The following is a 14,527-nucleotide window of genomic DNA, read 5'->3' on the forward strand; positions in this document are numbered from 1 at the left end:
TGCATATGCGCTAGAGGCCAAAAACACCTGAAATTTATCGCGGATGGCGACCGAACCCACACCGCCCACCCAGCGCGCCTACCGCGCGCCCTGCCCCGGCTGCGGCGCGCCAGTGGAATTCCGCAGCGCGCAGTCAAGCTACGCCGTCTGCCCGTATTGCCAGAGCACGGTGGTGCGCAATGGCGAGGTGCTGTCCCGCATCGGCAAGATGGCCGAGCTGTTCGACGACCACAGCCCGCTGCAGCTCATGGCGAGCGGGCGCATCGTGCTCGATGGCAAGGAGCAGCCCTTCACGCTGATCGGCCGGCTGCAGTACAAAAGCGCCGCCGGCGTCTGGACCGAGTGGACCGCTTTCCTGCAAGACGGCGAGCTGGCCACCCTCTCGGAAGACAACGGCGCCTATGTCTTCACCCGCTCCGCCAGCGTGCAGCAGGCGCTGCCCGACGTGGCCGCGCTGCGCCCCGGCGCCAGCGTCAGCCTCGATGGCAAGGCCTACAGCGTCGCCTACACCGGCCAGGCGCAGCTCATCGCGGCCGAGGGCGAGCTGCCCAAGCTGCCGCCGCTCGGCCACCTGTTTGACCTGATCGAGCTGCGCAGCAGCGACGGCGAGGTGCTCTCCATCGACACCAGCCGCCAGCCGCCCGCGGTAGACCGGGGCCGCGCCGTGCTGCTCGACGACCTGAAGCTCCAGGGCCTCAAGGACGAATCGGTCAAGGAGGAAAAAGGCCGCCAGTTCAACTGCCCCCATTGCGGCTCGCCGGTGCAGGTGCAACTGAGCACCAGCAAGAGCATCACCTGCCCATCCTGCAAAAGCCTCATTTCGCTGGACAGCGGCGTCGGCGCCGAGCTCAGCTTTGCCGAGCAGGACGAGCCCGTGCGCCCCATCATCCCGCTGGGCGCCAAGGGCCAGTTGCAAGGCGTGCACTGGCAGGTGGTGGGCTTTCAGCACCGCATGGGGCAGGAGCCGGGCGATGATGAACAGTTCGGCTGGAGCGAGTACCTGCTCTACAACCAGAAGCGCGGTTTCTCTTTTCTGGTGGACAGCAGCGACGGCTGGAGCCTGGTCAGCCCGACCACCGGCGCCCCGCAGATGGTGCAAAACGGCCGCAGCGCCAGTTACCTGGGCACCACCTACCAATTGCAGTCGGCCTACGAGGCCGAAACCACCTACGTGCTGGGCGAGTTCTACTGGAAAGTCGAGCGCGGCCAGCGCACCAGCAACCGCGATTTCGCCAGCAGCAAAGGCCTGTTGTCGCTGGAAAAAACGCCCAGCGAAGTGACCTGGTCGGCCGGCGACAAACTGGCAAGCGATACGGTGGCAGAAGCCTTTGGCCTCAAGGACAAGGCCGATCTGCTCAAGCGAGACGACCCCGGCCCGTTCGTGGCGGCCAAAAGCATAGGCTGCGGTACGCTGTTCATCATCGCCATCGTGGTCATCATCCTGCTCGTGCTGATGTCGAACTGCTCGGGTTCACCCAGCGGCGGCGGCTATCGCAGCTCAGGCGGCTCGTACGGCGGCTTTTCCACCGGCGGCGGACACAAATAATTCGGTTTCTCAATCAATCGAGTACGCGAAGGCGAAGCGCAGACAGTACAGGCGTACTGGCGAAGCGAAGCCGACAAAGTAATCGTTTGATTTAGAAATCGAACAACCCCAGCGAAGGAGATCACACCATGCCCGCAATCGAATGGCTTCGGCCCGCAGCCATCCTTGGCTCCATCCTCTACGCGCTGATTGGCGTCGTCATCTTCTGGCTGTGCTTCGTCATCGTCGACAAGATCACGCCCTACGACCTGTGGCGCGAAATCGTCGAAAAGCAGAACCGCGCACTGGGCATGGTGGTGGCGGCCATGTGCCTGGGCATCAGCATCATCGTGGCCGCTGCGATCCACTGATTCCATTTCTCAATCAAACGATTACTTTGTCGGCTTCGCTTCGCCAGTACGCTTGTACTGTCTGCGCTTCGCCTTCGCGTACTCGATTGATTGAGAAACCGAATGAGCGCCTGCGCCGCCCGCAGGCCCGTTGCGGCCTGGCCTGGGCCGACACCGGGCGATTGAACGGTGCCCGCGCCCACGCGGGAGAAAATACGGCCTCTTGCCAAACGACAGATCGGCCCTCTTCTCCATGCGCGTCAATTACATCGAACCCGCCATCATGCTGGCCACCATCTTGCGGTGGCTTCTCCTGGCCAGCATCACCGGGGCGATCGTGGGAACCGGGGTCAGCTTCTTTCTGCAGGCGCTTTTTTTCCTCTCGGAGCACACCGCCCACGTCTCGCTGTGGACACAGATGGCGCTGCTGCCGCTGGCGGGCATCTTGAACGGGCTGCTCCTGCACTACGGCTACCGGGAGCCCGGCAGCTACGCGCGCGATTCGGTCATCAGCGCCATCCACCTGCGCTCGGGCGCCATGTCGCACAAGACGATCCTCATCAAGCCCCTGGCGGCGCTGATCACGCTGGCGCTCGGCGGCTCAGCCGGCAAGGAGGGGCCGTGCTCGCACATCGGCGGCACGCTGGCCTCGTGGTTTGGCCAGCGGATGCGGCTCGACCCCGAGATGCAAAAACGCCTGGTCGCCTGCGGCGTGAGCGCCGGCTTTGCCGCCGTGTTCGGCACACCGCTGGCCGGCGCCATCTACGGCATTGAAATGCTGGTCATCGGGCGCGTGCGCCACGACTTCATCTTCCCGGCCGTAATCGCCGCCATCACGGCGTTCGAGGTGGGGAAGTATTGGGGCATGGCGTACGACTACTTCCCGGTCGTCACCTCGTCGGATTTCTCTTCCTTTCTGGCAATCCGCATCACGCTCATCGGCATCCTCTGCGGGCTGGTGTCCTGGTTGTTTATTGAGTTGCTGAACCGCACCCGCTACGGGTTCATCGCGCTGCAACGGCGCTTTCACATCTGGCAGCCCCTTATGCCGTTGATCGGCGGGGTGGTGCTGGCGGCGCTAATTCTGGTGATTCCCACCGACTACCTGGGCCTGAGCCTGCCGCTGATGAACGATGCGCTGCAGGGCAAGGACATCGCCTTCTGGGGCTTTCTGTGGAAGTCGCTGCTGGTCGCCATCACGCTGGGCTCGGGGTTTTACGGCGGCATCGTCACCCCGCAGTTCGTCATTGGCGCCATGGCGGGCAGCGCCTTTGCCCATCTGCTGGGCGTCCACCCGGCACTCGGCGCCGCCGTGGGCATGGTGGCCGTGGTGGCCGCCGCGTCCAACACGCCCATCGCCGCCGTGCTGATGGGCTTCGAGCTGTTCGGCAACTCCGCCGGGCCGTACTTCGCCACCGCCTGCGTCACGGCTTACATCGTGGTCGGCCACCGCAGCGTGTACTCGGGTCAGTTGCTGGGTTACTCCAAATCGCTCTGGGTGCGCTCCACCCCGGACGCGCCGCTGGAGCCCGGAAAAATCCACATTTCCTACAGCCTGCTGCGCCGGCTGGGTTACTTCCGCAGCAACCGGTGGCGCAGGTAGGGCGCAGTGGTCTGCATGGCCATATTTTTCAAATCCATGAACCGCCTGCGCTTATAAATAGGGCATACATAGCTATGAAAATCGTAGTGCAACAATTCCCTGACGCTGTCGGCGGCTTCCCTGTGCCATGACACAGGCCAGCACATCCGCCGCGCAGAGGCCCACGGCCCGCAGCCCCCGCCCGATCGACATCGCCCTGCTCGCCAGCGTCTTCATCGTCGCGGCCTGCGGGCTGCTCTACGAGCTGGCAGCGGGGGCACTCGCCTCGTACCTGCTGGGCGACTCGGTGCTGCAGTTTTCGACCATCATCGGCACCTATATGTTCGCCATGGGCGTGGGCTCGTGGCTGTCGCGCTATTTCGAGCGCCAGTTGCCGGCGCATTTCCTGCGCATTGAGTTGATGGTGGCGCTGGTGGGCGGCTCGCTGCCAGCGGCGCTGTTCCTGGCGAATGCGTACACACCGGGGTCGTTCCACTTCCTGCTCTACGGCCTGGTGCTGGTGGTGGGGATGCTCGTCGGGCTGGAGATTCCGCTGGTCATGCGCATCCTGAAGCGCAACGTGGCGCTCAAGGATCTGATCTCGCAGGTGCTGACCTTCGACTACCTGGGCGCGCTGGCGGTGTCGCTGGCGTTCCCTATTTTTCTGGTGCCCCATTTGGGGCTGATTCGCACCGGCCTGCTGTTTGGTCTGCTCAACGCGCTGGTGGCGGTGTGGGCGCTGTGGCTGTTTCGCTGGGAACTGCGGCGCTTTCGCGCGCATGCCCTGGCCTGCGCCGGCGTGATCGCGCTGCTGGCTGCGGGCCTGTGGGGGTCCGAGCAAATCACGCACTTTGCCGAGGACAAGTTCTACCAGGACCGCATTGTCTTTGCCGTGCAGTCGCCCTACCAGCGCATCGTGGTGACCAACGGCAAGCTGGGCCACCGATTGTTCCTGAACGGCAATTTGCAGTTCGCCGAGCACGACGAGTACCGCTACCACGAGGCCCTGGTGCACCCGGCCATGTCCGCGCAGGGCGCCCCCAAACGCGTGGTGGTGCTGGGCGGGGGCGACGGCATGGCGGTGCGCGAGATCCTTAAATACCCGTCGGTGGAATCGGTCACGCTGGTCGAGCTGGACCCGGCGATGACGAAGCTCTTCACCGACAACCCCACGCTGGCCGGGTTGAACCACCATTCGCTGTCGGACCCTCGCGTGCATATCGTCAACGAAGATGCTTTTCAGTGGCTGCAGCAGGGTGTGGATTCGCCGCCGGGCCGCCCCAAGGCGAATCGCACTCCCTCGGGGGGCAACGAACCACGCGCAGCGGGGAGCGTGGGGGCCGACAGTTTCTTCGACGTGATGGTGGTGGATTTCCCCGACCCGACCAACTTCGCCATCGGCAAGCTCTACACCAACAGCTTTTATGCCTTGCTGGAAAAGCACCTGTCGGCCAGCGGCTACGCCGTCATCCAGACCACCTCGCCGCTGGTGGCGCGGCAGAGCTTCTGGACGGTGGTGCAGACGGTGGAATCCGTCGGCCTCACCGCTACGCCCTACCACGTGCATGTGCCCAGTTTTGGCGAATGGGGCTTTACGCTGGCCAGCCACCGGCCCTGGCGCATGCCCACCACGCTGCCGCCCGGCATGCGGTTTTTGTCCATCCCCACGGTGCCGCTGATGTTCGACTTTCCGCTCGACATGGCGCGCGTGCCGGCCGAGGTGAACCGCCTGTCGAACCAGGTGCTGGTGAACACCTATGAGCGCGAGTGGGGCATGGTCGCCACGCATTGAGCCGCCATGCAACGCCGCAGGTTTCTCACCGCTGCCGCCTCTGCGGCCACGGCCGTGCTCTCGCCGGGCTGCTCGCAGGCGCCCGCGCCGCTCGTCGGTGGCTTTGCCGGCATTGACATGGCGCGCGGCCATGCGCTGCGCGACCTGTTGGCGCGCGGCAGCCTGCCGGCGCCGGCTGCGCAGCGCCGCACCCGCGTGCTGATTGCCGGTGGCGGCATTGCCGGGCTGGCCGCTGCGCGCGCGCTGCGGCTGGCGGGGGTGAACGACTTTGCCCTGCTGGAGCTCGAAGACAGCGCCGGCGGCAACAGCCGCGCCGGCAGCGTGCTCGGGCGTGCCTGCCCGCACGGTGCGCACTACCTGCCCGTGCCCGGCGACAGCGCGCCCGAGGTGCAAAACCTGCTCGAAGAACTCGGCCTGCGCCAGCGCGTGGCCGGGCGCTGGCGCTACGACGAATTCACGCTCTGCCACAGCCCGCAGGAGCGCCTGTACTGGCAAGGCCACTGGCACGCCGGCCTGCTGCCGGTGGACGGCGTGGCGCCGCGCACGCTGGCCCAGTACCGGCTGTTTGCACAGCGCATCCGCACGCTCTCGCGCGCTGCGGCGTTTGCCATGCCCACCTTTGCCGATTGGGGCAACAACAAGGCCGTGGCGCCCATTGCACTTGCGCTGGATGCTATTACTTTTGATACTTGGCTGGGGGGCGAGGGCCTGGACGACCCGCACCTGCGCTGGTACCTCAACTACTGCTGCCGCGACGACTACGGCGCCGGCAGCGCCAGCGTATCGGCCTGGGCCGGCATCCACTACTTCGCCAGCCGGCACGGCTTTGCGGCGCCGGGCGAGGGTGGCGAGGGCGCCGCGGACGACGACAGCGATGGCCTGCTCACCTGGCCCGAAGGCAATGGCTTCCTCGTGCGCAAGCTGGCCGAGCCCCTGGCGCCGGGCCAGCAACTGCGCACGGGCCACAGCGTGCTCCGCATCACCGAGCAGCGCCATGGCGTGCAGGTCGACGCGCTGGAGCACGCCAGCGGCCAGGTGGTGCGCTGGCAGGCCGACCAGTGCGTGGTGGCGCTGCCGGTGTTCATCGCGGCGCGCGTGGTGCAGAACCCGCCGCAGTTCCTGCGCGCCGCCGCCGCGCAATTGGCCTGGGCGCCCTGGGTGGTGACCAACATTGCCACCAACGCGCCGCTCACCGACCGCCCCGGCGCCGCCCCGGCCTGGGACAACGTGCTTTACACCGAGGCCACGCCGGGCGGGCTCGGCTACGTGGACGCCGGCCACCAGCGGCTCGGCCTGGGCGCGCTGCTCACCGCGCCCACCGTGCTCACCTACTACGAGGCGCTGGGCGACGTGCCCGGTGGCCGCGCACAGCTGGCACGCTTGCCCTGGCAGCACTGGGCCGAGGCGGCGGTGGCGGGGCTTTCGGGCCCACACCCGGATTTGCGCGAGCGCGTGGAGCGCGTCGAAGTCACGCGCTACGGCCACGCCATGGCAATCCCACGCCCCGGCGGGCTCAAAACTTTAAGCAAAATTGGCACGCAGGGCAATGTGGACAAGCGCATGCGGCTATCGAATGGAGAGCGCCAGCGCCCCTTGCCGACGCCTGCCACCGCACGCCTGGCGTTTGCCCACGCCGATTGGTCGGGCTATTCGGTGTTCGAGGAAGCGTTCACCCGCGGGCACGGCGCGGGCCTGCGGGCGGCGGCCGGGTAAGCAAACGCGCGAGCGGCTTATCCGCCCCACTCCCACCACACGCCAGCGCACAGCGCCACGCCCACCGCATACAGCACCCAGGTCTGCGAGACCGCATAGGGATAGAGCATCAGCCCCCAACCCAGCCAGCGCAGGTTGCGCTGCTGCGAGCGCTTGCCATGCCAGTAGGCGGCCATGCCAATGGTGCCAAACAGGATCGCCCCCACGATGTAGGCGGGGCTGGGCAGTTCCAGACCCAGGGATTGCAGGGCAGAGAGGGTTTCCATGGCACAGAGGTCGAGCGGTAGCCGCGCACTATCCCACACTGCGGCCAGGCACACCCTGCGGCCCGACCGAGCGTGCGGTGGCTGTCGTGCGTGCGGCACGCCGCTGGCGTTCCGAGGGTTAGCATGGTCTCTTTTGCAGAGGCTTCCCATGTCCGACACTTTTACCGCCCTGGTCATCGAAGAGCACGAGGGCAAGGCGCGCAGCGCCTTCCAGCAACTCACCCTGGCCGATCTGCCCGATGACGACGTGCTGGTCGAGGTGCAGTACTCGGCACTGAACTACAAGGACGGGCTGGCGCTGTCCGGCAACCAGAACAAGGTCGCGCGCAGCCTGCCCATGGTGGGCGGCATCGACCTGGCGGGCACGGTGGTCGAGTCGCGTTCGCCCCTGTGGAAGGCGGGCGACCCGGTCGTGCTCAACGGCTTTGGCCTGTCCGAGACGCACTGGGGCGGCTTCACACGCTTCCAACGCGTCAAGGCCGAATGGCTGGTGCGCTTGCCGGACGCCTTCACTCCGCTGCAGGCCATGGCCATCGGCACGGCCGGCTACACCGCCGCGCTGTGCGTGGACATGCTCGAACGCTGGGGCCACGCCCAGCCGGGCAAGGGTCAGGTGCTGGTGACGGGCGCCGCCGGCGGCGTGGGCTCGGTGGCGGTCAGCCTGCTGGCCAAGCGCGGCTACCACGTCACGGCCTCTACCGGCCGGCCCGACACGCACGACTACCTTCGCGGCCTGGGCGCCAGCGCCTTCATTGACCGCGTCAGCCTGCAGGGCCCGGTGCGCCCGCTGCAGCGCGAGACCTGGGCTGGCGCGGTGGATTCGGTGGGCAGCACCACGCTGGCCAATGTGCTGGCACAAATGGAATACGGCGCGGGGGCTGCCGCCTGCGGCCTGGCCGGCGGCATGGACCTGCCGGCCACGGTGCTGCCGCATATCCTGCGCAGCGTGGCGCTGCTGGGCGTCGATTCGGTGATGGCGCCCATGCCTGCGCGCCACTCGGCCTGGCAGCGTTTGGCGCGCGATCTGGACCTGAAGCATCTGGACGCCATCACCACCGTCGAGCCCATGAGCCGCCTGCCGGAGCTGGCGGGTGCCATCCTGGCGGGGCAGGTGCGCGGGCGCGTGGTGATCGACGTGGCGCGCTGAGCGCTGCTCAGCGCTGTGCCGCGGCGATCCAGCGCAAGCCCGTGCCGGAACTGTAGTAGTAGTCCCCTTGCGGACTGATGACGAGAGCGCGGGACGCTGCCGGATCCGTGAAATAGCGCCACCCATAGCCCGGCGCATCGCTGGGGGCGCTGTGGACGACCGCCTGCATGCCTTGGCCATCCCCGTCTGTTGTGCGCATGTCCGTGGCCGGCTGGCGGTCGTGTTTCCGGTGGTGTTGGTGATCTCCGGCCAGGAGCGGGGGGCTGATGGCGGCTGCCAGCAGAGCGATCGAGGCGAGAAGTGTGGTCCGTTGCATGGTGGTCTCCTTTGCGTAGGTGCCCAGTCCTTGGCGACTGTGAACCCAGTCTGCGCCGGCCCCCATGAATCGCTGCTGAACGGCCTGTTGTGCTGCCGTTCATGCAAATCTCTGCGGCGCTCATTCCGTTTCTCAATCAATCGAGTACGCGAAGGTGAAGCGCAGACAGTACAGGCGTACGACAAGCGAAGCCGACAAAGTAATCGTTTGATTTAGAAATGGAATCAGGAGGCGGCGAACCGCCCCAGCCCCAACTCCACCAAGCCTTCGGGGCGGCGCAGCAGAAACAGCGCTTCCAGCCCCCTGCGCTGCGCCAGGGCAAGGCCTTCGCCCGGGCCGGCCACCAGCAGGGCGGTGGCCCAGGCGTCTGCCTCCATGCAGGTGCGTGCCAGCACGGTGACCGAGGCGACGGCGTTGTTCACCGGCGCGGCGCGGCGTGCGTCCATGGTGTGCGCGAGGTGCGCGTCGCCGACTTTCAGGTAGTGCCGGTAGTCGCCCGAGGTGGCCACGGCCAGGTCTTCGAGTTCGATGACGCCGCGCGCCGCGCGGCGTCCAACATCAGGAGATTCGAGCGCCACGGCCCAGGGCACGCCACTGGCCTGGCCGCCCACGGCGCGCAGCTCGCCATCGAGCGCCGCGAGCGCATGGCGCACGCCATGCTGCCGCAGCACGGCGGCCATGCGGTCCACCGCATAGCCCTTGGCAATGCCGCACAGATCGAGCTGCACGGGGGCACGCTTGCGGGCGCGGCCTGCGGGGCGGTCGAGTTCCAGGCCCTTGTGCATCGGGATGGGCACGGCCTGGCGCGCGGCCTGGATCGCTGCGGCATCGGGGGCGTCGCGCGCGGCGCCAAAACCCCAGGCATCGACCAGCGCGCCGACGCAGGGGTCAAACGCACCAGCGCTTTGGCGGTGGATGTCCATGGCGCAGGCCAGCACCTCCAGCATTTCAGGCGGCAGGTCCACCCAGGTGTCCACGGGTGCGCGGTTCAGGCGCACCAGATCGCTCTCTGGCTTCCAGGGCGACATCTGCATGTCCACCTGCTGCGCCGCAAAGGCCAGGTCTCGGCGCAGGGCCTCCTGGTTCACAGCACCATCGGCGTCCACGCTGGCGGACCAGCGCGTCCCCATGGTCGGGCCGTGCAGCGCAATCCGCGTGCAGGGCGCGGCAGTCTCAGAAGACGTCTTCGGCATAGCGCTCTTTTGCTTTGAGCTGCGCCACGCTCAGCTTCAGTGGCGCCAGGATGGCGTCCAACGCCTCGGCCACGCCCTTGGCCATGGCGCGGCTGCCGCAGACGCGCACCAGGGCGCCCTGGGCCAGCAGTGCGCGCAGGCGCTCGGCGTCGCGGCGCAGGGCGTCCTGCACATAACCACCGCCTTCCGGGATGCGCGAGAACACCGTCTGCACACTCGCCAGCCGCCCTTCACCCAGCCATTGCCCGATCTCGGTGCCAAAGTAAAAGTCCTGCGCCGGGTCGCGCCCCCCAAAGTACAGGTGCATGGGGGTGTGCCGGTCGTTGCGGCGAATAAAACCAGCCAGGGGCGCCACCCCCGTACCGGCCCCGATCAATAGCACGGGCCGGCGCGTGCGCGGCAGCGCAAAGCCGGGGTTGGGCCGAATGAAGGCGGCGATGCTGCCCCCCCTCTGCAGGCCCAGCAAATGCGTGGAGCACAGGCCACCGGGCAGCAGGCGCACGCAGATTTCCAGAAACCCGTCCTTCCAGCCCGACGCCAGCGAGTAAAAGCGCGGCACGGCCGAACCCGGCGCCACGATGCCCACCAGATCGCCCGCCGCAAAGTGCGCCAGGCCATGGCCCCGAAGTGCCCCGCCGCCCTGCGCGGGCCAGGCAAAGCGCAGGATCGCCGTGGGTTCGTCGCTGTGCTCGCGGTAGTTCTGGCGCGCCACGAGCGTGAGCGCGGTGGTGGGCGGCACGCGCGGCACATAGTCGAGCACCAGGGGCTCGCCCAGTGCACGCGCCAGAGCGTCGCCCCAGCGCGCGAACTGCTGGCCAGACTGCTGGTGGATGCACTCCAGCGGCAGCAGCGCGGGCCAACCCTGTGCACGCAGCGTTGTCTCCAGCGCCTCGGCAAAGGCGCAAAAGGCCGGGTACTGCCGGTCGCCAAACCCCAGCACCGTCACCGGCACGGGGCTGGCGGTCAGCTTTGCGATGTGCTGCAGGGCGTCGCTGGCATGGGCCGGGGCCTGGCCCTCACCATAGGTGGCGGCGAGCACGAAGACCTGCCGCGTGGCGGGCGTGGTCTGAAAATGCTCCAGCGCGCTGGTGTGCACGCGGTGCCCACCCTGGGCCAGCGCATCCTGCAGCGCCTGGGCAAATCCCCAGGTGCTGCCGCCTTCGCTGGCGACGAAGATCAGCACGTCGGCGTGCGCCAGCGGGCTGTTGCCGGTGATGTGCGGCGCCTGGCGGCGTGCCTGCCACCACATGGCCACGCCCGACCACCAGAACAGCAGCACGCTGGCGCCCACGAAGGCGAGCACCACGGCCCAGGGCCAGGCCCCTTCGCCGGTGTGCAGCACCAGCGCCCAGTCGTAGAGGCGCTGCGCCAGGGTAAGGTCTTGCCAGGCCAGCGTCTGCCCTGAATAGCGATCGATCCAGCCTTCGCCCTGACGGGTGGCGACCGTCCAAGTGTCTTGCGGGTCGGCTGCGTCCGGGAAATTCAGTTTGCGCAAATCTCGCACAGCGAGGCTTTGCAGCATAGGAAGCTGCGCCCCAGGCAGTGCTTGCAGAGCGGTCTGTCCGGTGGTGACAGAAATCACATCCGGCTCGGTCCCGGGATCCAGCGCCACCAATCCCAGGGTCGAGGCGCTCATCGTCAGCGCGGTGAGGGAGGTCAGGCACAGCACCGCCAGCACCACCCGGCCAGCCACCACGTGGATGCGCTGCGCCAGCGAGCCCCGCACCCGCGCGGCCAGGCGCCGCCAGCCGCCCATGCGGCGCAGCAGCAGCACCAGGGCCGAGACGCAGATCAAGGCCATGGCCAGTGCAATGCCCGCCGCGCCCCAGCGCCCGGCGTCGCCCAGGAGCAGCGAGCGGTGCAGGTTCTTCACCCAGCGCGGCAGCGCCGAAGGCTCCCAGGCGCCCAGCACCTTGCCATCGGCCGCATCCACGTAGTGCGCCTGCGCCTGGTCGCCGACAAAGCCGAACACCACGATGGCGCCCGAGGGCAGGTGGCGGATTTCTTCTGCGCCCGGGACGGTGCGTGCCACGCGCTCCACCAGCGTCGCTACCGACAGGTCGCCCGGTGCCGCAGGTGCCTGCCACGATTGCTGCACCGGGTCGAACGCCAGAAGGGCGCCGCTAAGGCCCAGCACCAGCGCCAGAGTACCCGCCGTCAAACCCAGCCAGCGGTGAATGGCTTTCCAACCCATGCGCACGCCCTTTACTGCAGTTGGAAGGTCAGCGACTGGAGGTACTGCTTGCCGGCCTGCGGCTTGCCGGCATTGCCGGTCGTCAGCGGTATGCGGATTTCCGATGGGCTGTCGCGCATGTCTTCCACGGCAGCATCGATGTGGATTTCATAGCCCGCGTCAATCAGGGCATCGGCCAGGTTGGCCGTGACCTTGAGCGTGCGCCCCGCGCCCACGCTGGCACCGGTGACGCCGTTCAGGCGCTTGGCGTCACCGCTGGAGAGCCGGTTCCAGTCGGACAGGTGCTTGTAGTACTTGGCCTTGCCGCCAGCCACCCACAGCGTGCCGGCATACGCCCCTTTGGCGTCGGTCAGGTAGGCGGCCAGGTAGGCACCGTCGCCGCCGTAGTTTTTGAGCTGGGCGGTCAGCGTGACCTGGCGGCTGTGCGCCAGGGCGGGAACGGCCAGCGCACAGGCGGCGGCCAAGGTGGTCAAAAGAGGTTTGGACATCGTGATGCTCCAGTGGGTGGTTACTCGATCTGGCCGCGCGGGGCGGTACCAGGGGTGAACAGTGGCGAAGGCGCATCAGCGCCGCCCGATTGCGGCGCTGCATGGTCGTGATTGCGATCGCGGTTGCGCTCGCGGGAACGCTGGCGATCCCCTTGCTTCATCTTCAACACCTTCAGGGTTTCCGGGTCGATCTTGGCCTTGAAGCTGCGGCCTTGGGCGTCCGTGCCGTGAATTTCGTAGCAGCCATCGTCGATTTTGAGTCGCTGAATCTGCCAGCCCTGCTGGGCCGCCATCTGGCGCACGGCCTCGCGCGACTGCCAGCGGTTGACCGGCGCATCGCAGTCGTCGTCGCTGGCATGCACCGGGGCCGCTGCCAAGCCCAGCCCCAGCAGGGCCAGGGCGGTGATGATTTTGAGTTTGTCTTTCATGGCGACGCTCCTTTCGGTGAATCTAGGGTATACCCTTGGCGCGGCCCCGCAAGCCCCGCCGCGCAAGGAAGGTGTTCATTCAACGCATGGCAAACGATTCGCGGTGCAGGCGCCAGGGCTTGGGGCCGCGCGCGTGCTGGTGCAGCGCATCGCCCAGGCCCGGAGGACCGCAGAACCAGATGTCCAGCGGGCCGGGCACGGTCTGCAGATCCTGGGGCGTGAGGCGCTGCCCTTCGGCCTCGCTGTACACCGTGAGCTGCACCGGCGGCTGGGCCTGCGCGCAAAGCTTCTGCAGGCGAGGCAGCAGCGGGTCGCGCCGGGCGTCCCGGGTGCAGTAATGCATGTGGACGGCGGTGGCGCCAGATTTAGCGGCCACGCCCGGCTGGCGCGCCTCCAGCAGCGCCAGAAACGGCGTTACGCCCACGCCTGCGGCCACCCAGACCTGCTGGCGACGGCGGGAGCCTTTGCCGTGAAAGCGACCATAGGGGCCTTCGATGTCCACGCGCTGCCCGGCGTGCAGACGCTGGTGCAGGGTGCGGGTGTAATCGCCCAGCGGTTTGATCACCAGGCGCAGCAGGGGCTCACCCTCGGGGCTGTTGCCCAGCGCGTGCGGCGCGCTGGCAATGGTGAAGGGGTGGGCGCCTTCGGCAGCGTCAAAGCGCACAAAGACGAACTGCCCCGCGCGGTGCCCCCGCCAGCTCTTTGGCATGGCGCAAATCACCTCAATGGGTGCGCCCGTGGGCGTGTCGCCCAGCACCGCTACCGACTGAATACGCGCCACATGGCTGCGCGAACGCCCCACCCAGCCTGCCAGCGACCACAGCGCGGCCAGGCTGCCCAGTGCCAGCAGCGAGCCCATCAGCAGCCCCAGCGGCAGCGCCCAGAACGTGAGCGGCATCAGGGCCACCGCATGGAACACCAGCGCGAGGAACAGCACCGGCATCGCGCGGTGCAGGAGTCGCCAGTGCTTGTAGGGCAGCAAGCGCGAGAGCAGCGTGAGGGCCACCATGGCCAGCAGCAGGTAGAACGCCCACTCGCCCAGGTCCTTGGCAAAACCACGGGTATCGGTCAACCAAGGCAGCACGGCGTCGTGCCCGGGTTTGCCGGCGCGGCCCCAGAGCGTCTTGATCCAGCCGCTCGATTCCTTGGCGCCCCAATGGACGATAGCGCTCAGGGCTGCGGCAATGCCCGTCCATTTGTGCAAGCGGTAGACCTGGTCCATGCCGCCTAGCACACGGTCGAACAGCGGCAGGCGCAGGGCCAGCAGCAGGGCCAGCGCCATCAGGCCGATGCTCCACAGCCCGCTCAAATAGAGGGCGTGCCGGCGCAACTGCCACCATCCCACGGCGGCGCCTTGGGCATCAACCAGGGGCGAGCCCCCCAGATCGGCCGGCACGACCGCCATCCACGCCAGGGTGATGCCCAGCAACCAGATTCCCAGTGCTATTTTTGACCGCATGAGGTGCTTCCCTTTTTTCGTTCCATGGCATTGTGGAAAATGCAGCTTGAACGCATGCTGAAAGACGCATTCAT

Annotated in this window: 13 protein-coding genes; 6 read left to right on the forward strand and 7 right to left on the reverse strand. The window is 67.5% G+C overall.

Translation table 11 applies throughout. The features are described from left to right. Positions 1-43 precede the first annotated feature (43 nt). The 5 genes from D3F03_RS11640 to D3F03_RS11660 all read left to right on the forward strand — a co-directional run bounded on the left by D3F03_RS11640 (position 44) and on the right by D3F03_RS11660 (position 6,962). A complete protein-coding gene (locus tag D3F03_RS11640) occupies positions 44-1,546 on the forward strand; it encodes a DUF4178 domain-containing protein (RefSeq protein ID WP_119109594.1) in 1,503 nt (500 codons plus the stop codon). 128 nt (positions 1,547-1,674) lie between these two features. Then, on the forward strand, positions 1,675-1,896 hold the full coding sequence (locus D3F03_RS11645; protein WP_119109595.1) for a DUF350 domain-containing protein: 222 nt from the start codon (positions 1,675-1,677) through the stop codon (positions 1,894-1,896). A gap of 232 nt (positions 1,897-2,128) precedes the next feature. Next, positions 2,129-3,478: a chloride channel protein gene (locus D3F03_RS11650; RefSeq protein ID WP_199665453.1), complete on the forward strand. Its 1,350-nt coding sequence runs from the start codon at positions 2,129-2,131 to the stop codon at positions 3,476-3,478. Between the two features lie 127 nt (positions 3,479-3,605). After that, positions 3,606-5,249: a polyamine aminopropyltransferase gene (locus tag D3F03_RS11655; RefSeq protein ID WP_119109596.1), complete on the forward strand. Its 1,644-nt coding sequence runs from the start codon at positions 3,606-3,608 to the stop codon at positions 5,247-5,249. 6 nt (positions 5,250-5,255) lie between these two features. Beyond that, positions 5,256-6,962 (forward strand): FAD-dependent oxidoreductase, encoded by a 1,707-nt coding sequence (locus tag D3F03_RS11660; RefSeq protein ID WP_119109597.1) that lies wholly within the window; start codon positions 5,256-5,258, stop codon positions 6,960-6,962. Between the two features lie 17 nt (positions 6,963-6,979). Here the strand turns inward: D3F03_RS11660 and D3F03_RS11665 are convergent, their stop codons facing one another. Next, positions 6,980-7,228 carry a hypothetical protein gene (locus D3F03_RS11665; protein ID WP_119109598.1) on the reverse strand — a complete coding sequence of 83 codons (249 nt, stop codon included), beginning with the start codon at positions 7,226-7,228 and terminating at the stop codon, positions 6,980-6,982. 148 nt (positions 7,229-7,376) lie between these two features. Here D3F03_RS11665 and D3F03_RS11670 point away from each other — a divergent pair, with 148 nt between their 5' ends. Next, positions 7,377-8,375: an MDR family oxidoreductase gene (locus D3F03_RS11670; protein WP_119109599.1), complete on the forward strand. Its 999-nt coding sequence runs from the start codon at positions 7,377-7,379 to the stop codon at positions 8,373-8,375. A gap of 7 nt (positions 8,376-8,382) precedes the next feature. Here the strand turns inward: D3F03_RS11670 and D3F03_RS11675 are convergent, their stop codons facing one another. The 6 genes from D3F03_RS11675 to D3F03_RS11700 all read right to left on the reverse strand — a co-directional run bounded on the left by D3F03_RS11675 (position 8,383) and on the right by D3F03_RS11700 (position 14,453). After that, complete coding sequence (locus D3F03_RS11675) at positions 8,383-8,691, reverse strand: hypothetical protein (RefSeq protein ID WP_119109674.1); 309 nt, start codon at positions 8,689-8,691, stop codon at positions 8,383-8,385. A 224-nt stretch (positions 8,692-8,915) separates the two neighbouring features. Beyond that, positions 8,916-9,884 carry an FAD:protein FMN transferase gene (locus tag D3F03_RS11680; RefSeq protein WP_119109600.1) on the reverse strand — a complete coding sequence of 323 codons (969 nt, stop codon included), beginning with the start codon at positions 9,882-9,884 and terminating at the stop codon, positions 8,916-8,918. Continuing rightward, the gene (locus D3F03_RS11685; RefSeq protein WP_119109601.1) at positions 9,865-12,078 is read right to left on the reverse strand and encodes a PepSY domain-containing protein; all 2,214 of its coding nucleotides are present in this window, start codon (positions 12,076-12,078) and stop codon (positions 9,865-9,867) included. The genes D3F03_RS11680 and D3F03_RS11685 overlap by 20 nt, the downstream gene beginning before the upstream one ends. Positions 12,079-12,089: 11 nt before the next feature. Then, a complete protein-coding gene (locus tag D3F03_RS11690) occupies positions 12,090-12,566 on the reverse strand; it encodes a DUF2271 domain-containing protein (protein WP_119109602.1) in 477 nt (158 codons plus the stop codon). A gap of 20 nt (positions 12,567-12,586) precedes the next feature. Beyond that, on the reverse strand, positions 12,587-12,994 hold the full coding sequence (locus D3F03_RS11695; RefSeq protein WP_119109603.1) for a PepSY domain-containing protein: 408 nt from the start codon (positions 12,992-12,994) through the stop codon (positions 12,587-12,589). Positions 12,995-13,073: 79 nt separating this feature from the next. Then, complete coding sequence (locus D3F03_RS11700; protein WP_119109604.1) at positions 13,074-14,453, reverse strand: ferredoxin reductase family protein; 1,380 nt, start codon at positions 14,451-14,453, stop codon at positions 13,074-13,076. Between the last annotated feature and the right edge of the window lie 74 nt (positions 14,454-14,527).

Source organism: Simplicispira hankyongi (assembly GCF_003570885.1).
GTDB lineage: Bacteria > Pseudomonadota > Gammaproteobacteria > Burkholderiales > Burkholderiaceae_C > Simplicispira > Simplicispira hankyongi.